This is a genomic window from Caballeronia sp. LP006, assembly GCF_031450995.1.
Lineage (GTDB): Bacteria > Pseudomonadota > Gammaproteobacteria > Burkholderiales > Burkholderiaceae > Caballeronia.
In genome coordinates this window covers 1,287,181-1,305,742 of sequence record NZ_JARTVW010000005.1, presented here as the reverse complement: position 1 = coordinate 1,305,742, position 18,562 = coordinate 1,287,181, and the positions used below count along the sequence as shown (strand labels likewise).

Genomic DNA, 18,562 nt, shown 5'->3' with positions numbered 1-18,562 from the left:
GCACCCTACTCCCGCGCCGCGCCCGATGCCCCGTGGCTCAACCAATCCAGCACGGCCGCCGCATCGTCATCACTCGATTCACGCGCCTTCGCCACCGTCTCGCTCAGTGTCGCGCCCGGTTGCGGCGCGGCACGGCGAATAGCCACGCCGACAGCGAGAATATCGATGATCACCAGGTGCAGAATGCGCGAGATCATCGAGAGTTGCGACTCGCGTATCTCGATGTGATCCGTCTCCAGCGCCACCGTCGCGCGCTTGGCGAGCGGCGTGTTGCTCGACGTGATCGCAATGACCGTCGCGCCTTGCTGCATCGCCACTTCCAGCACGCGCAGCAGTTCGGGCGCGCGGCCCGATTTCGACACCGCCACGATCACATCGCCCTTGCCGAGCAATGCAGCCGACGCCGCCTGCATGTACAGATCGCCATAAGCGATAGTCGGGATGCCGAAACGGAAAAACTTGTAGTGCGCGTCCTGCGCGACGATATTCGAATTGCCGAGCCCGTAGAACTCGATACGCCGCGCGCCGTTCAGAATCTCGATTGCGCGCTCCACGTTCTCGAAGTTCAGATGCTCGCGCAGCTGCAAAATGGCCGACACGGTGTTGTCGAGCACCTTCGCGCCAAAATCGGTGGCGGTGTCGCCGAGATGCACCTGGCTGTGGCTCATCGGAATGGTGCCAGTCAGCCCGGTCGCAAGCTTGAGCTTGAAATCCGACAGCCCCTGGCAGCCGAGCGAGCGGCAAAAACGAATCACCGTGGGCTGGCTCACGTCCGCCTTGCGCGCGATATCGATGATCGGATCGCTGATGATCGAACGCGGATGGTTCAGCGCGAGATCCGCCACGCGCCGCTCGGCCGGCGTGAGCGCGTCACGCATCTGGCGGATGCGCTCGAACACCGCCGACGAACCGCTATTCGCACGGTTCGACAACTGCTCGGACAAAATAGCCGAGACGCCGAGAAACGCCGGATATTCCGCCGTGATGATGTAAGTCGGAATGCTCGACAGATACTGCGAGAAACGTCCTTTCGACTCGAAGCGCGCGCGAAACGGCGACTTGTGAAAGAGTTCGCCGAGTTTGAGCACCACGCCGCCGCCAATATAGATGCCGCCGAGCGCGCCCAACGTCACCGCGATATTGCCCGAGAACGTGCCGAGAATGCTGCAAAAGCAGTTGACCGCTTCGAGCGCGAGCGCTTCGCCGGCATGCGCGCGATTCGTGACTTCGGCGCTCGTGAAATCCTCGGCGACATCTATCTCATCGCGCTCCGCGAACGCGCGGTAAATCAGCTCCAGCCCCGGCCCCGCCGACACGCGCTCGAACGAGACATGCGCAAACTTGCGGCGCGCATAGCGCATGACGAGGTCTTCGTTCTCGTCGAACGGAGAAAACGTGGCGTGACCGCCTTCGCTGCCGAGCGCGATCCAGCGGTCATCGGCGGGAATGAGGCCCGACACGCCCAAGCCCGTGCCCGGCCCGAGCAGACCGATCACGCTGTTTTGCCGGCGCGAACCGCCGCCGACCTGTTCGCGCTGCGCATCGGTGAGACCGGGCAGCGCCATGGCCAGCGCGGTGAAGTCGTTCACGACGAGCAAGGTATCGAAACCGAGCGCGCGGCGCGTCGCTTCGATCGAAAAGCTCCAGTCGTGATTGGTCATCTTCACGTGATCGCCGTCGACCGGATTGGCGATCGCAATCGCCGCGTGATTCACGCGTGCGACCTTCGTGTCCTTCAGATACTGCTGCATCACTTCCGCGATGCCCGGGTAATCCGCGCCCGGATACACGCGAATCTGCCCGATCTCGCCGGGGCCCGTCTCCAGCGCGAAGCGCGCGTTGGTGCCACCGATGTCGGCGAGCAATCTCGGTCCGTCGGCGTGCTGGTTCGCGGCGGGCGCGGCCTTGCTATGCACACCAGTAGACATCGAGCTTCACTCCTTCTGCGTTGGCCAGGGTCGAGATGGCGTTCTTTTGCGGCGCGGCAAGCGCCGCGTTCAAGACGTCGAGTTTTTTCTGGCCGGAGATGAACAGATACAACTGCTTCACCTGCTTGAGCGCGGACATCGACAGGCTCACGCGCGCGTGCGGCGCCTTGCCCGGATGCACCGCGACGAAGCGGTCCTGCGTCGAAATGGCGAAGTCCCATTCGGGCGCGTCGGCGAAGATGGATGCCGTGTGGCCGTCCTCGCCCATGCCGAGCACGACGACATCGGGCAGATGGCGGCGCGGGTCGGCGTTGAGTTCGGCGACATGCGCTTCGAGCGGCTTCGAGACATCCACGAGCGGCAGAAAATGCGCCGCCGCGGCCGCGTTCTGCAGCACCGTTTCGTGCGCGAAGCGCGAATTGCTGTCGGGATCGGTGTCGGGCACCCAGCGGTCGTCGACGAGCGTCACGTCGATATGCGCCCAGTCGAGCGGCTCGTGCGAAAGCGCCGCGAGAAACGGGCGCGGGCTCGAACCGCCGGAAACGGCGAGCGTTGCGTGAGGGGTTTGCGTGGCCGCGGTTGCCGCGAGCGTTGCCTTCAGCGCGTCGCTGACGGCGTTCGCCAGCGCGTCCGAATGGGCGCGCGGATCGTCGAAAGTGCGAAGCTCGATCACTGCTCCTCCTGCTTGTCTGGTTTGTCGACCCGCTCTTTTTCGATGCCCCGAGCGGTTGCTTATAGCTTGCTTATGTTGTTTCGCGCTGCCGCCAGGCGACCGCGCGACGCCATCAATTCTCTTCTTCGAGCCAGCACGTGCCATGTTGCGCCAGCATCGCGCTCGATGCCGCCGGTCCCCACGTGCCAGCCGCGTAGGGCTTTGGCTTGCTCATCGGCTGGGCCCACGCATTCAGGATCGGTTCGACCCAGCGCCACGCCGCTTCCTGCTCGTCGCGCCGCACGAAGAGCGCGAGGCGACCGTGGATCACATCGAGCAAAAGACGCTGATACGCCTCCATTTGCCCTTCCTTGAAGAACTGATCGAAGGCGAGGTCGAGGTGAACGCTCGCGAGATTCATGCCTTCGCCGGGCTGCTTGGCAAGGCAATATAGTCTGATGGTTTCGTTCGGCTGCAAGCGGATGACGAGACGGTTCGTGCCCGCGCGCAAGGCGTTCGCGCCGAGCGCCGAATGCGGCACCGCGCGAAAGTTGACGACGATTTCCGCGACGCGGTCCGCGAGCCGCTTGCCCGTGCGCAGGAAGAACGGCACGCCTGCCCAGCGCCAGTTTTCAATTTCAACTTTCAGCGCGACGAAGGTCTCCGTCGTGCTGTCCGGGCGCACACCCTTTTCCGTTGCATACGCCGGCACGGCAGCACCGCGTATCACGCCCGCGTGATACTGACCGCGCACCGCGACGCGGCTGATGTCGCGTTCATCCACGGGCTTGAGTGCGCGCAGCACACGCAGCTTTTCGTCGCGCACGGAGTCGGAATCCATCGAGTGCGGCGGTTCCATCGTCACGATGGAAAGCAGTTGCAGCAAGTGGTTCTGCACCATGTCGCGCAGCGCGCCGGTGTTGTCGTAGAAGTCGCCGCGCGCCTCCACGCCCAGTTCTTCCGCAATGGTGATCTGAATGCTTTCGACCCATTCGCGCCGCCACAGCGGCTCGAAGAGCGCATTGCCGAAGCGCAGCGCGAGCAGATTCTGCACCGGTTCCTTGCCGAGGTAATGGTCGATCCGGTAGATCTGCTCTTCCTGGAAGATTTCGCCGACGGCGTCGTTGATTGCGTTCGACGACTCGAGGTCGTAGCCAAGCGGCTTTTCGAGCACGATGCGCGCGTTCTGGTTCAGGCCGACGTCCGCGAGCGCGCGGCAGATCGGCACGAACAGCGACGGTCCGGTGGCCAGATAAAACACGCGCGTGCCTTCGTACTGGGCCATGACATCGCGCAATACGACGAAGTCTTCCGCGCGCCCGAGGTCGAGCTGCACGTATTGAATGCGCTCGAGAAAACTGCGCCACGCGGCTTCGTCCAGACCGTTCTTCGATACATGCGGCTTCACGTGCTCTTCGACCCAGGCGAGATATTCGCCCGGTTCCTGCGCGCCGCGCGCCACCGCGACGATTCTGCCGGCGGGCGCAAGCATGTTCGCGCGATGCGCCTCGAAGAGCGCGGGGAGAATCTTGCGCATCGACAAGTCGCCGGTCCCGCCGAAGAGAACGAAAGTGAAATTCGAGTCGCTTTGCATGAGTCTCCAGGCCGGTCACTGATGTCGGTGAGGAAGCGCACGAAGGCGCCCGTAGTCCGATAAAATTTTTTTTGACACTGAATTGTAGTTTAACTACAATTCAAATCAAGAGGAAATGTCATCCGGGAAAAAAATGGCTTGTCAATCAGAAGATGAGTGTTTTCCCTAGGGCGTCTCTGAGCGCATGTTAACGGACTCCGCGCATCGCTGCTTTCAATGGCCCGAGTGCGTTTTGTCTGTCAGCAAAAATCAAAAGAGGAGACTGTCGTTGCGATTCAACCCACTCGTCTCTTGAGAGCCGTGCGGCCGTCAATCGGTACCGCCGGCTTTCGCGCGTCCTCGTTCACCGCTGCACGCGCGTTCTTCTGCGACACCGCCGATTCCCCGGTCATCCACGTTTTGCCCGTTTTTCCAACCGCGCTTCCTGGCGACATCAGGAGCCAATCGTTTCTTGTTAGGTGTCTGGAGGAGATAAACAATGAAAGTCCGTAAGCTCATGGGCGCGCTGTGCGCCGCAGGTCTTCTGTGCGGCGCGACGGCGTCGGCGGTTCAAGCTGCCGAAGCGGTTTCCGTGCTGCACTGGTGGACGTCGGGCGGCGAATCCAAGGCAGTCGGCGTGCTCAAGGACGACATGACGAAGCAGGGTTACACCTGGAAGGACTTCGCCGTCGCAGGTGGCGCGGGCGCTGCCGCGATGACCGCGCTCAAGACTCAGGTGATCTCGGGCAACGCGCCGTCGGCGGCACAGATCAAGGGTCCGTTGATCCAGGAATGGTCGGAGCAAGGCGTGCTCGTGCCGATCGATTCCATCGCCGGCGACTGGAAGAAGAACCTGCCGCCTGAAATCGACAAGATCATCCACGCAGACGGCCACTATGTCGCCGCGCCCTTCTCGGTGCACCGCGTGAACTGGCTCTACATCAACAAGGCTGCGCTGGACAAGGCGGGCGGCAAGGTGCCGACCACCTGGGCCGAGTTCTTCCAGGTCGCCGACAAGATGAAGGCCGCGGGCATCATGCCGATCGCCATGGGCGGTCAGCCGTGGCAAGACCTGACCTTGTGGGAAGACGTCGTGCTGTCGCAAGGCTCGGACTTCTACAAGAAGGCCATCGTCGATCTGGATCAGAAGACGCTGACCTCGAACAAGATGGTTCAGGTGTTCGACACCGTGCGCAAGATTCAGGGTTACTTCGATAACGGCCGCACCGGCCGCGACTGGAACCTCGCCACGGCCATGGTCATCAACGGCAAGGCGGGCATGCAGTTCATGGGCGACTGGGCAAAGGGCGAATTCGCCGGCGCCAACAAGAAGTCGGGTACGGACTACATCTGCGCCGCGGTGCCGGGCACGGAGAAGGCCTACACCTTCAACGTCGACTCGTTCGTGTTCTTCCAGCAGAAGGGCCAGAAGACCGCGACGCCGGGCCAGCTCGCGCTCGCGAAGACCATCATGACGCCGGAGTTCCAGGAGCAGTTCAGCCTGAACAAGGGTTCCATTCCGGTTCGTCTCGGCGTGAACATGGACAAATTCGACGACTGCGCGAAGAAGTCGTACTCGGATGAACAAGCGGCGATCAAGGGTGGCGGCTACGTGCCGTCGCTGGCTCACGGCATGGCTCAGGGCGATGCCACCGCCGGCGCCATCACCGACGTCGTCACGAAGTTCATGAACTCGTCGCAAGACTCGAAGAGCGCGGTGCAAGCGCTTTCGAACGCAGCGAAGACGAAGTAAGCAAGCCGTAACGGCGGCCCGTGGCGCACCTGCGCGCGGGCCGCTTCAAGCATTCGAACGCGCTCAAACGCCATACGAAGCAAAGCCATTGGCTCACGCGCACAAACAAGCGTATCCAAACGCCGGCGCATTACCAGGAGTCGAGTTGTGACTGCCTCCCTAAGCGGTACCGCGGAAAAACGTCCGCATCAGCCTCGCCGCGCGTCCGCGACGGCGGCGCTTGCCGATCGATGGATTCCGAAGCTGGTGCTTGCTCCCAGCATCTTGATCGCGCTGATCTTCGTGTACGGGTTCATCCTCATCACGGGCTATCTGTCGCTCACGAATTCGCGGCTCATGCCGCGCTACGAGTTCTCCGGCCTCGACCGATACCGGCAACTCTTCGACAACGACGTCTGGTGGACGTCCGCCGCCAATCTCGGCTGGTTCGGCATTCCGTTCATTGCAATCTGCGTCGGACTCGGTCTCTTTCTGGCCATCCTGCTCGACCAGAGAATCCGCAACGAAGGCGCGCTGCGCGCGATCTTTCTCTATCCGATGGCGCTCTCGTTCATCGTGACGGGCACGGCGTGGCAGTGGATTCTGAACCCGAGCCTCGGCATCGAGAAAGTGCTGCACGACTGGGGCTGGACGAGCTTTTCGTTCGACTGGCTCGGCAATCCGGACAAGGCGATCTTTTGCGTCGTCATCGCGGCGGTGTGGCAGTCGAGCGGCTTCGTGATGGCGCTTTTCCTCGCCGGCCTGCGCGGCGTGGACAGCGAAATCTTCAAGGCCGCGCAGATGGACGGCGCAGGCTTGCCGACCATCTACCGCAAGATCGTGATTCCGAGCATGCGCCCGGTGTTCTTCTCCGTGCTGCTGATTCTCTGCCACATCACCATCAAGACGTTCGACCTGGTCGTCGCGTTGACGGCGGGCGGTCCTGGCACGTCGTCGTCGCTGCCCGCCATCTTCATGTACACGTTCTCGTTCAATCGCGGCCAACTCGGCGTAGGCGCCGCTTCGTCGATGATGATGCTCGCCACCGTCGTCGCCGTGCTCGTGCCGCTCATGTATCTGGAATCGAGGAGCACCCGCAATGCAGCCTAAGATGACGATCAGCCGCACCGTCATTTATGCGGTGCTGATTCTGTTTGCGCTTTACTTCCTGTTCCCGATCTACGTCATGCTCTCGACGTCCTTCAAGGACCTCGATCAGCTTCGTACCGGCAATCTGCTCACGCCGCCCACGCACTTCACCTTCGCGCCGTGGGTCAAGGCGTGGCAGGAAGCTTGTACCGGCGTGCGTTGTGACGGCATGCAGCCGTTCTTCATGAACTCGGTGCGCATGGTAATTCCGGCCGTGCTGCTCTCGTCGATCATCGGCGCGTTCAACGGCTACGTGCTCACGCACTGGCGTTTCCGTGGCGCGGATGCGTTCTTCACCATGCTGCTCGTGGGCTGCTTCATCCCGTTCCAGGCCATTCTTCTGCCGATGGCGCGGCTGCAAGGCATGCTCGGCCTCTCGAACACGACCTCGGGCCTCGTGCTCGTGCACGTGATCTACGGCATTGCGTTCACGACCATGTTCTTCCGCAACTTCTACGTCAGCATTCCGGCTGAACTGGTGAAGGCGGCGCGCATCGACGGCGCGGGTTTCTTCACCATCTTCACGAAGATCCTGCTGCCGGTGTCGTTGCCCATTTTCATGGTGTGCCTGATCTGGCAATTCACGCAGATCTGGAACGACTTCCTGTTCGGCATCGTGTTTTCGGGCGTCGATTCGATGCCGATCACGGTGGCGCTCAACAACCTCGTGAACACATCCACGGGCGTGAAGGAATACAACGTCGACATGGCGGGCGCGATCATCGCGGCCTTGCCGACGATTCTCGTCTACATGATCGCGGGACGCTATTTCGTGCGCGGCCTGACAGCCGGCGCGGTGAAGGGTTGATCGCCATTTGCGCGATCCCTTTCCGGCCAAGACAAACATAGAGGATTCACATGGCAAGCCTTTCCATCCGTGACGTGTACAAGACCTACCCGAACGGGGTGCCGGTTCTCAAGGGCGTCAACATCGACATCGAGGACGGACAGTTCCTGATTCTTGTCGGCGGCTCGGGTTGCGGCAAATCGACCCTGCTCAACATGATCGCGGGTCTCGAAACCGTGACGAGCGGCGACATCATGATCGACGGCAAGACGGTCAACAATCTCTCGCCGAAGGACCGCGACATCGCGATGGTGTTCCAGTCCTACGCGCTCTACCCTTCCATGAGCGTGCGCGAGAACATCTCGTTCGGCCTCAATATCCGCAAGGTGCCGAAGGACGAGCAGAAGAAGATCGTCGACCGCGTGTCGGAAACGCTGCAGATCGGTCATCTGCTCGACCGCAAGCCCGGTCAGTTGTCGGGCGGTCAGCGTCAGCGCGTGGCAATGGGCCGTGCGCTCGCACGCGATCCCGTCATGTTCCTGTTCGACGAGCCGCTGTCCAACCTCGACGCGAAGCTGCGTATCGAGATGCGCTCGGAAATCAAGCTGCTGCATCAGCGTCTGGGCACGACCATCGTCTACGTCACGCACGATCAGATCGAAGCGATGACGCTCGGCGACCGTATCGCGGTGATGAAGGACGGCATCGTGCAGCAGTTCGGCGCGCCGCAGGAAATCTACGACTCGCCCTCGAACCTGTTCGTCGCGGGCTTTATCGGCGCTCCTCCGATGAACTTCATCACCGGCAAACTGGTGGAAGCGGGTTCGGGCGTCGGCCTGCAGATCGACACGGGCGTGACGAAGAAGGTGCTGAACCTGCCGTTCGAAGCGAGCCGTTTGCGCGGCAAGGTCGGCCAGGACGTGATTCTTGGGCTGCGCCCGGAGCGTATCACCGACGCGCGTAACGCCCACAACGCGGACGACGCGCGCATGCAGCCCATCGACGTGCTGGTGGACGTGATCGAGCCGACCGGTCCGGACACGCTGCTCTTCGCGCAAGTGAACGGCAAGCGTATCGTGGCGCGCGTGCACCCGGCGTCGAACCCGCAACCGGCTTCGAACATGACTTTGCTGTTCGATGTGTCGAAGGCTGTGTTGTTCGACCCGCAGACGGAAGACCGGCTGGCCTGAGTTTCAGGCTTCGTCTTCGTTTGTAGAGAGCCGCGCGACATGCGCGGCTTTTTTGCTTTTGCTGATTTTTTAGCCCGATTTCCATGGGCGATGCCAGAAGCAGGCACAATCGGCATATGAAAACCTCTCTGCACCGTACATGAGTCTGCTTTCGTCGCAACCCGCTCTCGCCTGGCCTTCGGGTCAGCAATCCGATCCGTTCATCGGTCTCGAATCGCTCGACGATCCCAAGGTGCAAATCTGGGTCGATGCCCAGAACCGCCGCACCGAAGCCGCATTCGGCAACACGCCCGAGGCGCGCGCCCTCGCCTCGCAGCTCGAAAAGTCGTACACCTCGAAGGACCGCATCGTCACATGCTCGCGCTATGGCGAGTGGGGCTACAACACGTGGCAGGACGAAGCGCATCCGCTTGGCATCGTGCGGCGCACGCCGTGGAGCGCGTGGCTCGCGGGCACGCCCGAGTGGCAGATCATCCTCGACGTCGACGCGCTCGATCTCAATACCGACGAAACCGACGACACGCGCTGGGCGCTCGCCGACTTCGACATGCTCTACCCGACTTACGACCGCGCGCTCGTCAGCTTGTCGCCCGGCGGCTCGGACGCGTGCATGGTCCGCGAGTTCGATATCGAAGCACGCAGCTTTATCGACGATGGCTTCGTGCTGCCGGATGTCGGCAAGCACGACATTTCGTGGATCGATCGCGATACCTGCTACGTCGGCTGGGACGACAGCAAGCACAACAAGAAACCCGCGTTGACGACATCGGGTTTTCCGCGCCAGGCGCGTCGCTGGAAGCGCGGCACGCCGCTCGCGGATGCACCCGTGGTGTTCGAGGGCCAGCGTCGCGATGTCTCGGCGGGCGCGGATTACGATCCGCTCGAAAAGCTGCATCTCGCCTCGCGCGCGGTCACGTTCTACGACACGCTGCACTTCTGGCTCGATGAAACCGCCAACGCGTGGCGTCAATACGATCTGCCGACGCACGTCGAAGTCGAGCACTGGAACGGCTGGCTGTTCGTCACGCCGCGCGAAGCGTGGAAAACGGGCGGCGTGCGTCACGAAGGCGGGACCTTGCTCGTCATCCGCCGTGACGCGTTTCTCGAAGGCGCGCGCGATTTCACGGTGCTGTTCAAGCCGTCGGACAGGCGCGTGCTCGCGGGCATCGACTTCACGAAGCATTGGCTGATCGCAAGCCAAATGGACGACGGCACGCCGCGCGTCACGCTCCTCGCGCCGCCCGCCGATCACAAGACGGCGTGGAACGCGCGCGATTTCGCGCTGCCCGAAGCGAGCCAGTCTTACGTCGATTCCATCGACAGCGAACGGGACGACACGGTGCTCATTCACGTCGAGCATTTTCTGATGCCGCCGTCGCTCTACTTCGCGGATCTTGCGAGCGACTTGCCCTGGCAACTGCTCGCACGTTTGCCCGCGCAGTTCGACGCGAGCGGCATGTCGGCGGTGCGTCATCACGCGATCGCGAAAGATGGCGAGCGCATTCCGTACTGGCTGATCGGCCGTGGCGCGGATGTGTCGACCGATGCGCGGCCTTGCCTGCTCTACGGCTATGGCGGCTTCGAAGTCGCGCTCGATCCGCATTACGATTCGACCACTGGCATTGCGTGGCTCGCGCGCGGCGGGCTGTTGGCCATCGCGAACATTCGCGGCGGCGGCGAATTCGGGCCGCAATGGCATCAGGCGGCGCTGCGCGAAAAGCGGCAAGTCTCGTTCGACGACTTCATCGCGGTGGCTAAAGCGCTGGTCGCGAGCGGCGTGACCACGGCCAGGCAGCTCGGCATTCGCGGCGGCAGTAACGGCGGTTTGCTCACCGGCGCGTGCATGGTGCAGCGACCCGAGCTTTTCGGCGCGGTGCTGTCGGAAGTGCCGCTGCTCGACATGGCGCGTTTTCATTTGCTGCTGCAAGGCGCATCGTGGATCGACGAATACGGCGACCCCGACGATGCCGACGACCTGCGTCATCTGCTGGCGTATTCGCCGTATCAGAACGTGAAGGCGGATGTCGATTATCCGGCGTCGTTGTTCACGTCATCGACGGCGGACGACCGTGTGCATCCCGGTCACGCGCGCAAGATGGCCGCGAAGATGCAGGCGCAAGGGCACGAAAACGTCTGGTATCAGGAAACCGGCGAAGGCGGACACGGCGCGGGCGTGGAGCCGGAAGCCGTGGCGCAGGCGGAAGCGGCGGCATTTACGTTCCTGGCGATGAAGCTTGGGCCGCTCGGGTGACAGGTCGAACCGTTGACGCGAGAACGAAGTCCGAAAACCTCGCCAGGCGGCGAGGTTTTTTAATCCTGCAATGCGCCTCAAACCTTGACCGGCGCAGCATGCGAACGAAGCACCAACGTACGCCCGAGAAAAGTCAGCACGCCGCAAACCCCGATCACGATGCCCATGCCATGCGGCGATACATCGTGGAACAACCCGACCGCAAGACTCGATAGCGCGCCGAGCGCAAGCTGCATCGCACCGAAGACAGCGGCGGCCGCGCCCGCGTTGCGCGGATAGCGGTGCATCAGTTCCGTCGTGCAGTTCGCCGCGAGCAGGCCAACCACGCCGACCACGAAGAACAGACATACGACGATCGACCACAGCCCGCCCCAACCCGTCAGCGAAACGAGCGCGACGGCAAGCGCCGCGATCACGCTGACGAAGGCCGCGCCGGAGATCATCTTCATCGCGCCGAGGCGGCCGACGAGCTTCGTATTCAACACGTTCCCGCCAATGATGCCGACGATATTCAGCCCGAACAGCAGCCCGTAATACTGCGGCTTCACATGGAAATAGTCGATGTAGACGAAGGGCGTCGCCGTGATGTACGCGAACATCGACGCGAACGCCATGCCGCCGCACATCATGTGGCCCCAGGTGACGGGGTCGCGCAACAAGTGCCCGTAAGCCGCGAACGAAGCGCTGAGCGCGGAGCCCGCGCGCTTTTCCTTCGGCCAGGTTTCGGGTACGCGCAGAAAAGCGGTGATGGAGCACGCCACGCCGAAGAGCGTGAGCGCGGCAAAGACCACGCGCCAACCGCCCAACAGCAGCAATTGCCCGCCGATCAACGGCGCGAGCAGCGGACCAATGGACGTAACGATGGACAGCATCGACAGCACGCGGGCGGCATCGGCGGGCGCGTGGGCGTCGCGGGCGATGGCGCGCGCGAGCACGGAAGCCGCGCCCGCACCGAGCGCCTGCAGGAAGCGCACGAAAACGAGGGCGTCGATGGACGACGCCACCGCGCACGCGACGCTCGCAAGCGCGTACAGCGCAATGCCGCCGAGCAGCACCGGCCGGCGTCCATAGGCGTCGGAAAGCGGGCCATAGAGCAACATGCCGAACGAGAAGCCGAACATGAAACTCGTGAGCGTGCTTTGCGCGGCGGCAGGCGTCGTGCCGAACGCGGCGGCGAGCGACGGCAGACTCGGCAGATACATGTCGATCGACAAGGGACCGCAGGCGGCGAGCGCGCCGAGCAACAGAATCAGCCGGCCATCGGGCCGGCGGGCAGTGGTGTCAGGCATTGGACTCGGAAAAGACGAAGGTGCAGAGCGGATGCCGCGCGCGTGCTGCATCGGCGCCGGGCGAGGCCATTGTACGCGTCGATCCGCTAAGCTCCGGCTTTTAGCCATCCACTTATTCTCGTCAGACCCATGACCGCGTTTCTCCTGATCTGGAGCCCGAAGAAATGGCCGTGGCCCGAACTGCCCGACTGTGCGCGACGCGTGGCCGCAGGCGAAGCCGTCGCCGACGTCTGGGGCTGCGGCACCGCGCGCGGCCTCTTGCCGGGTGACCGCGTGTTCGTGCATCGCGTGACGCAGCAGCCGAAGGGCGTGTTCGCATCGGGCTACGTGACGCGCGCGCCCTACGAAGTGCCGGATGCGCACTCAAAGCGCGGATACCGGCTGTGCATCGATTTCGTGTACGACTGGCTCGTCGATGCGAACGAGCAAGTCGTCGTCACGCGCGACGAACTGCGCGCGCATCCGCTTTCCGTGCAGACGTGGGACGCGCAAAGTTCCGGCACGATCATCAAGCCGATGGCGGAAGGCGCGCTCGAAAAGCTGTGGACTGCGCGCACCGGGCGACGCGGGCGGCCGAAGCCGCTCGAATATGACGACTCCGGTACAATTTGAAGCATGTTTTTCGCACCGGACCGCGCGTCGGCATCAACCGCGCGCCGCGCTTTTGCCGCTTTGAGCGGAGCGTCGAGTCCCTTGCGTATTTCGCATCCACAACCGTGCAGGCCTCATCCATGTCCAAGAATCAAGCCCTCTTCGAACGCGCTCAGCAAACCATTCCCGGCGGCGTGAATTCGCCGGTGCGCGCGTTCCGCTCGGTCGGCGGCACGCCGCGCTTCATCGAGCGCGCGGAAGGCCCGTACTTCTGGGACGCCGAGGGCAAGCGCTATATCGACTACATCGGCTCGTGGGGCCCGATGATTCTCGGCCACGTGCATCCCGAAGTGCTCGACGCCGTGCAGCGCGTGCTCGCCCACGGTTTCTCCTTCGGCGCGCCGACCGAGGCGGAAATCGAGATCGCCGAGGAAATCTGCAAGCTCGTGCCGTCGATCGAACAGGTGCGCATGGTGTCGAGCGGCACCGAAGCGACCATGAGCGCGCTGCGTCTCGCGCGCGGCTTCACGGACCGCAGCCGCATCGTCAAGTTCGAGGGTTGCTATCACGGTCACGCGGACAGTTTGCTCGTGAAGGCGGGTTCGGGCCTGCTCACGTTCGGCAATCCGACTTCGGCGGGCGTGCCCGCGGATATCGCGAAGCACACCACCGTGCTCGAGTACAACAACGTCGAGCAACTGAACGAAGCCTTCGCGGCGTTCGGCGCGGACATCGCCTCGGTGATCGTGGAGCCGGTCGCGGGCAACATGAATCTCGTGCGCGCGACGCCCGAGTTCCTGAACGCACTGCGCGCGCGTTGCGACGAGTACGGCTCGGTCCTGATTTTCGACGAAGTGATGTGCGGCTTTCGCGTCGCGCTTGGCGGCGCGCAGCAGGTCTACGGCATCAAGCCCGACCTGACCTGCCTCGGCAAGGTGATCGGCGGCGGCATGCCGGCCGCGGCCTTCGGCGGGCGCCGGGACATCATGGCGCATCTCGCGCCGCTCGGCGGTGTGTATCAGGCAGGCACGCTGTCCGGCAATCCCATCGCGGTCGCGGCCGGGCTTAAGACCTTGCAGCTGATCCAGCGCCCCGGCTTCTACGACGACCTCGCGAAGCAGACGCGCAAGCTCGTCGATGGCCTGAGCGCCGCCGCGCGCGATGCCAAGGTGCCCTTCTCGGCCGACTCCATCGGCGGCATGTTCGGCCTTTACTTCGCCGAGCAGGTGCCGGTGAGCTTTGCCGAAGTCACGCAGGGCGACACGCGGCGCTTCAACACGTTCTTCCACGCCATGCTCGATGCCGGCGTGTACTTCGCGCCATCGGCATTCGAAGCCGGTTTCGTCTCCAGCGCGCACGACGACGCCGTGATCGACGCAACCCTCGAAGCGGCGCGCGGCGCATTCGCGTCGCTCGCGGCTTAAACCTCGGGCGCGGCGACCGCGATGTTTTCGCAAACCGACTTCACGCACATGGAGCGCGCGCTCGCGCTCGCCTCGCGCGGCATGTACACGACGACGCCCAATCCGCGCGTCGGCTGCGTGCTGGTCAAGAACGGCGAAGTAATCGGCACGGGCTTCACGCAGCCGGCCGGTCTGGATCACGCCGAAGTCCGCGCGCTCAAGGACGCGCGATCGCGCGGCAAGGACCCGCGTGGCGCAACCGCTTACGTCACGCTCGAACCGTGCAGCCATTTCGGGCGCACGCCGCCGTGCGCGCAGGCGCTCATCGACGCGCGCGTGGAAAAAGTGATCGCCGCGATGGAAGATCCGAACCCGACCGTCTCCGGGCGCGGTCTCGTGATGTTGCGCGATGCGGGCATCGACGTGCGCTGCGGTCTGCTCGCGCACGAGGCGCACGAGATGAACATCGGCTTCGTGTCGCGCATGACGCGGCGGCGGCCGTGGGTGCGCATGAAAGTGGCCGCGACGCTCGATGGCCGCACGGGTTTGCCCTCGGGCGAAAGCCAGTGGATCACGGGTGAGGACGCGCGTGCCGACGGCCACGCATGGCGCGCACGCGCCTGCGCCATCCTCACGGGCATAGGCACGGTGCGCGAGGACAACCCGCAACTGACCGTGCGCGCGGTCGAAACACCGCGCCAGCCGCAGCGCGTTCTGATCGACAGCCGTCTGGACGTGCCGCTCGATGCCCGCATGCTGGAAGGCCCGCCAGCGTGGATCTTCCATTCGGCCAACGCCGATCCCGCGCGCGTCGCGGCGTTGCGTGCGAAGGGCGCGGAGCTGATCGAACTGCCCAACGAACAGGGCAAGGTCGATCTGCCCGCCGTGCTCATCGCGCTTGCGGATCGCGGCATCAACGAATTGCACGTCGAAGCCGGGCACAAGCTCAATGGCTCGCTATTGCGCGAAGGCTGTGTCGATGAACTGCTGGTGTATCTCGCGCCAAGCCTTCTCGGCAGCGCGCCCGGCATGTTCGACTTCGCGCCGCCCGCCACGCTGGATGCGCGCGCGCATCTCAAGTTTCATCGTATAGACCGGCTCGGCGACGACTTGCGCATTCTTGCGCGTTTCGCCGAGGCAAATGTCACCACCGACGCCTGCTGATCCGCGTGGGTCCGGCTAAGTCAGCTCGTCAAGTTAAAGGAAGCAGTCGATGTTCACAGGAATTGTCAGCGCGGTAGGCCGTATCGACCAAGTCACGCCGCTTGGCGCGGAGCCGGAAGCGGGCGTGCGCCTGACGGTCACGGCAGGCGGTCTCGATCTCGCGGATGTCGAACTGGGCGACAGCATCGCCATTCAGGGCGCGTGCATGACGGTCATTGAAAAGACCGCGAATGCCTTCGATGTCGATGTCTCGCGCGAAAGCCTCAACAAGACGGTCGGACTCGGCCACGCGGGCGACGAAGTGAATCTGGAAAAGGCGTTGCGCGCGCATGACCGGCTGGGCGGTCACTTGGTTTCGGGCCATGTGGATGGCCTTGGCGAAGTGTCGCGCTTCGAACGCGTGGGCGAATCGCACGAATTGCGCGTCGTCGCGCCGAAGGAGATCGGCAAGTACCTGGCCTACAAGGGTTCGGTGACGGTAAATGGCGTGAGCCTCACGGTCAACTCGGTTAGCGACCGCGCCGATGGCTGCGAGTTCTCCATCAACCTCATTCCGCATACCGTCGAAGTTACGACGCTCAAGGCGCTCAAGCCGGGCGCGAAGGTCAATTTGGAGATCGACCTGATCGCGCGCTATGTCGAGCGGATGATGAACGCGTCGTGATGCTTTCCGGTCTTGGCGCTTTGGCGCGGCGCGGCTCAGCGCTCGGGGCCCCAGATGTGATCGAAGTCGAAGGAGACTTCCTTGGTGTGGCGAATGGACGTGAGCAGCACCGTGTCGCCGATCAGAAGGTACAGAAGCACGTAGTCTTCGAACACGTGTTCGCGTAGTTCGGCGCGCTTCTTGGCTTCCTCGGTTTCTTCGATAAGTTCTTCGCAGGCCAGTATTGCCTGATAGGTATCGGGATCGGTATTGAGGAAAGGCCGCCCGATCGCCGGAAAACGCCGCAAAAGCGGCATGACCTTGCTCTCCAGCACTTCCAGCATGCGCTCATAGCTTTGAGGCTGATCCACTCGGCCCCAATAACGCTCGATATCCGCGAGCCGAAGCAGAAATTTCTTCGAGGTGCGGAGAGTCGCGCGTGTGCGTCCATCATTTGGCATCCTCACCCCCGTCTTCCCGTGCGCGCCTTTCGCGTTCCTCGCGCTCCTGACGCAGTCGGGCCCTGATACGCCCTATTGCCTCGCCCGCATCCTCCGTCGGCTCCCCTGCCTTCCACGCCGCGATCGCTTCCTTGGCGTCTTCCAGCAACAGCAAATGAATCCGCGCCCGCTCCGCGCGATAGTAGTGCTCCAGCTTCTCCGTGCTGATCAACGCGACGCTTGCTTCGCCGTTCTTCGTGATGATCTTGTCCGTGCCCTTCTGCACTTCGTCGATGAGCTCCGACAAATTCGCACGCGCCTGCGAAAGGGAGATGACGTCTTTGGGGGTAAAAGCCATTTTAGGCTCCGTGCTATTTAACGTACTCAACATGGTACAGAATTCACACTCGCAAAGGATAAGGAATTCGTATCATCTCAGGCCGCATGAGGCCGCGCCAGTCGTCCAGAAGGAATAGGAAAAATCGCCTGTGCAGGCGACGCCGCGATTTCACCGACTGTCCATCATCGGTGGCGTAAAATATGCCCTTTCCCAATCCGGACCACTTCGGGACGCCATCATGCCGATCGCCACCACTCCAGAGATCATCGCTGAACTGAAAGCCGGGCGGATGGTGATCCTCGTCGACGAGGAAGACCGCGAAAACGAAGGCGACCTACTCGTCGCAGCCGATTTCGTCACGCCGGAAGCGATCAATTTCATGGCGAAGCACGGTCGCGGCCTGATCTGCCTGACGCTCACGCAAGAGCGCTGCAAGCAACTGAATCTGCCGCTCATGACCCACCGCAACGGCACGCAGTACGGCACCGCGTTCACGGTCAGCATCGAGGCGGCCGAAGGCGTGACCACCGGCATTTCGGCTTCCGACCGCGCGCGCACGGTCGCGGCGGCGGTCGCGCACGACGCGCGCGCCGAGCACATCGTGCAGCCGGGCCACGTGTTCCCGATCATGGCGCAGCCAGGCGGCGTGCTCGTGCGTGCCGGCCACACGGAAGCTGGCTGCGATCTGACCGCGCTAGCGGGCCTCACGCCCGCATCCGTCATCTGCGAAATCATCAAGGACGACGGCGAGATGGCGCGCCTGCCCGACCTCATGGAATTCGCGGATCAGCACGGGCTCAAGATCGGCACCATCGCCGACCTGATCCACTATCGCAGCCGGACGGAATCCATCATCGAAAAGGTCGGCGAGCGCATCATGCAGACCGCTCACGGTTCGTTTCGCGCGGTGCTCTATCGCGACGAGCCGACGCGTTCGCCGCATATCGCGCTCGTGCGCGGCACGCCCTCGCCCGACCGCGAAACGCCGGTGCGCGTGCACGAGCCGCTTTCGGTGCTCGACTTGCTCGAGATCGATTCTTCCACGCATTCATGGACCATCGACGCGGCCATGAAGGAAATCGCCGCGCGCGATCTCGGCGCCATCGTCATGCTCAATTGCGGCGACACCAAGGAACAACTCGTGGACGTGTTCCGCGCGTTCGACGAGAAGGACAAGGCGCTCGAACTGAAGCGCCGTCCCATCGACTTCAAGACTTATGGCATCGGCGCGCAGATCTTGCGCGACCTGGGCGTCGGCAAGATGCAGGTGCTCGCGAATCCGCGCAAGCTCGGCAGCATGTCGGGCTACGGGCTCGAAGTGACCGGCTTCATCGCCATGCCCGGCTGCCCCGCGACCGCCGCGCCCGCGGACACGCCGGTCTCGCATCTGCGCTCTGCCTGAACGCATCAACTCATTCCAAACCAACGGA

The 18,562-nt window shown here is 63.2% G+C and carries 16 protein-coding genes; 10 read left to right on the top strand and 6 right to left on the bottom strand.

The genetic code is table 11. From position 1 onward, the window contains the following. Positions 1–5: 5 nt before the first annotated feature. From P9250_RS22740 to zwf, 3 genes are all read right to left on the bottom strand, one after another. Positions 6–1,928, bottom strand: coding sequence for a bifunctional transcriptional regulator/glucokinase (locus tag P9250_RS22740; RefSeq protein WP_244827435.1), 1,923 nt, complete (start codon positions 1,926–1,928; stop codon positions 6–8). Beyond that, on the bottom strand, positions 1,909–2,601 hold the full coding sequence (pgl, locus tag P9250_RS22735; RefSeq protein WP_250508764.1) for a 6-phosphogluconolactonase: 693 nt from the start codon (positions 2,599–2,601) through the stop codon (positions 1,909–1,911). The genes P9250_RS22740 and pgl overlap by 20 nt, the downstream gene beginning before the upstream one ends. A 112-nt stretch (positions 2,602–2,713) precedes the next feature. Further along, a complete protein-coding gene (gene zwf / locus P9250_RS22730) occupies positions 2,714–4,174 on the bottom strand; it encodes a glucose-6-phosphate dehydrogenase (protein WP_310395320.1) in 1,461 nt (486 codons plus the stop codon). A gap of 478 nt (positions 4,175–4,652) precedes the next feature. Here zwf and P9250_RS22725 point away from each other — a divergent pair, with 478 nt between their 5' ends. From P9250_RS22725 to P9250_RS22705, 5 genes are all read left to right on the top strand, one after another. Beyond that, entirely contained in the window at positions 4,653–5,906 is a 1,254-nt protein-coding gene (locus P9250_RS22725) for an ABC transporter substrate-binding protein (RefSeq protein ID WP_310395318.1), read from the top strand. Between the two features lie 147 nt (positions 5,907–6,053). Beyond that, positions 6,054–6,995 carry a carbohydrate ABC transporter permease gene (locus tag P9250_RS22720; RefSeq protein ID WP_370652092.1) on the top strand — a complete coding sequence of 314 codons (942 nt, stop codon included), beginning with the start codon at positions 6,054–6,056 and terminating at the stop codon, positions 6,993–6,995. Then, on the top strand, positions 6,985–7,842 hold the full coding sequence (locus tag P9250_RS22715) for a carbohydrate ABC transporter permease (protein WP_244827431.1): 858 nt from the start codon (positions 6,985–6,987) through the stop codon (positions 7,840–7,842). Before P9250_RS22720 ends, P9250_RS22715 begins: the two co-directional genes overlap by 11 nt. Positions 7,843–7,892: 50 nt before the next feature. After that, positions 7,893–9,011 carry a sn-glycerol-3-phosphate ABC transporter ATP-binding protein UgpC gene (locus P9250_RS22710; RefSeq protein WP_310395315.1) on the top strand — a complete coding sequence of 373 codons (1,119 nt, stop codon included), beginning with the start codon at positions 7,893–7,895 and terminating at the stop codon, positions 9,009–9,011. A gap of 139 nt (positions 9,012–9,150) precedes the next feature. Beyond that, positions 9,151–11,262 (top strand): prolyl oligopeptidase family serine peptidase, encoded by a 2,112-nt coding sequence (locus P9250_RS22705; RefSeq protein WP_310395313.1) that lies wholly within the window; start codon positions 9,151–9,153, stop codon positions 11,260–11,262. 77 nt (positions 11,263–11,339) lie between these two features. On the opposite strand, the gene P9250_RS22700 is transcribed toward P9250_RS22705, so the two are convergent. Continuing rightward, the gene (locus P9250_RS22700; protein WP_310395311.1) at positions 11,340–12,551 is read right to left on the bottom strand and encodes a Bcr/CflA family multidrug efflux MFS transporter; all 1,212 of its coding nucleotides are present in this window, start codon (positions 12,549–12,551) and stop codon (positions 11,340–11,342) included. Between the two features lie 129 nt (positions 12,552–12,680). On the opposite strand from P9250_RS22700, the gene P9250_RS22695 reads away from it, so the two are divergent. From P9250_RS22695 to P9250_RS22680, 4 genes are all read left to right on the top strand, one after another. Beyond that, positions 12,681–13,163, top strand: coding sequence for a hypothetical protein (locus tag P9250_RS22695; RefSeq protein ID WP_310395310.1), 483 nt, complete (start codon positions 12,681–12,683; stop codon positions 13,161–13,163). A 119-nt stretch (positions 13,164–13,282) separates the two neighbouring features. After that, positions 13,283–14,566: a glutamate-1-semialdehyde 2,1-aminomutase gene (gene hemL / locus P9250_RS22690; protein ID WP_310395308.1), complete on the top strand. Its 1,284-nt coding sequence runs from the start codon at positions 13,283–13,285 to the stop codon at positions 14,564–14,566. Between the two features lie 21 nt (positions 14,567–14,587). Beyond that, positions 14,588–15,709 (top strand): bifunctional diaminohydroxyphosphoribosylaminopyrimidine deaminase/5-amino-6-(5-phosphoribosylamino)uracil reductase RibD, encoded by a 1,122-nt coding sequence (gene ribD, locus P9250_RS22685; protein ID WP_244827425.1) that lies wholly within the window; start codon positions 14,588–14,590, stop codon positions 15,707–15,709. 49 nt (positions 15,710–15,758) lie between these two features. After that, positions 15,759–16,373 (top strand): riboflavin synthase, encoded by a 615-nt coding sequence (locus tag P9250_RS22680; protein ID WP_250463953.1) that lies wholly within the window; start codon positions 15,759–15,761, stop codon positions 16,371–16,373. Positions 16,374–16,408: 35 nt separating this feature from the next. Here the strand turns inward: P9250_RS22680 and P9250_RS22675 are convergent, their stop codons facing one another. Then, on the bottom strand, positions 16,409–16,813 hold the full coding sequence (locus P9250_RS22675; protein ID WP_250525573.1) for a type II toxin-antitoxin system RelE/ParE family toxin: 405 nt from the start codon (positions 16,811–16,813) through the stop codon (positions 16,409–16,411). Then, positions 16,803–17,150 (bottom strand): type II toxin-antitoxin system Phd/YefM family antitoxin, encoded by a 348-nt coding sequence (locus tag P9250_RS22670; RefSeq protein WP_250525572.1) that lies wholly within the window; start codon positions 17,148–17,150, stop codon positions 16,803–16,805. Before P9250_RS22670 ends, P9250_RS22675 begins: the two co-directional genes overlap by 11 nt. Positions 17,151–17,370: 220 nt before the next feature. On the opposite strand from P9250_RS22670, the gene ribBA reads away from it, so the two are divergent. Continuing rightward, positions 17,371–18,534, top strand: coding sequence for a bifunctional 3,4-dihydroxy-2-butanone-4-phosphate synthase/GTP cyclohydrolase II (gene ribBA / locus P9250_RS22665; RefSeq protein WP_244827421.1), 1,164 nt, complete (start codon positions 17,371–17,373; stop codon positions 18,532–18,534). The last annotated feature ends 28 nt before the right edge of the window (positions 18,535–18,562 follow it).

Bases quoted from the DNA above. Each gene is read 5' to 3' on its own strand.
- zwf (WP_310395320.1), bottom strand. From the start codon at position 4,174: ATGCAAAGCGACTCGAATTTCACTTTCGTTCTCTTCGGCGGGACCGGC.
- P9250_RS22670 (WP_250525572.1), bottom strand. From the start codon at position 17,150: ATGGCTTTTACCCCCAAAGACGTCATCTCCCTTTCGCAGGCGCGTGCG.
- ribBA (WP_244827421.1), top strand. From the start codon at position 17,371: ATGCCGATCGCCACCACTCCAGAGATCATCGCTGAACTGAAAGCCGGG.
- P9250_RS22695 (WP_310395310.1), top strand. From the start codon at position 12,681: ATGACCGCGTTTCTCCTGATCTGGAGCCCGAAGAAATGGCCGTGGCCC.
- P9250_RS22705 (WP_310395313.1), top strand. From the start codon at position 9,151: ATGAGTCTGCTTTCGTCGCAACCCGCTCTCGCCTGGCCTTCGGGTCAG.
- hemL (WP_310395308.1), top strand. From the start codon at position 13,283: ATGTCCAAGAATCAAGCCCTCTTCGAACGCGCTCAGCAAACCATTCCC.
- P9250_RS22675 (WP_250525573.1), bottom strand. From the start codon at position 16,813: ATGCCAAATGATGGACGCACACGCGCGACTCTCCGCACCTCGAAGAAA.
- P9250_RS22715 (WP_244827431.1), top strand. From the start codon at position 6,985: ATGCAGCCTAAGATGACGATCAGCCGCACCGTCATTTATGCGGTGCTG.
- P9250_RS22725 (WP_310395318.1), top strand. From the start codon at position 4,653: ATGAAAGTCCGTAAGCTCATGGGCGCGCTGTGCGCCGCAGGTCTTCTG.
- ribD (WP_244827425.1), top strand. From the start codon at position 14,588: ATGTTTTCGCAAACCGACTTCACGCACATGGAGCGCGCGCTCGCGCTC.
- P9250_RS22710 (WP_310395315.1), top strand. From the start codon at position 7,893: ATGGCAAGCCTTTCCATCCGTGACGTGTACAAGACCTACCCGAACGGG.
- P9250_RS22740 (WP_244827435.1), bottom strand. From the start codon at position 1,928: ATGTCTACTGGTGTGCATAGCAAGGCCGCGCCCGCCGCGAACCAGCAC.
- P9250_RS22680 (WP_250463953.1), top strand. From the start codon at position 15,759: ATGTTCACAGGAATTGTCAGCGCGGTAGGCCGTATCGACCAAGTCACG.
- P9250_RS22700 (WP_310395311.1), bottom strand. From the start codon at position 12,551: ATGCCTGACACCACTGCCCGCCGGCCCGATGGCCGGCTGATTCTGTTG.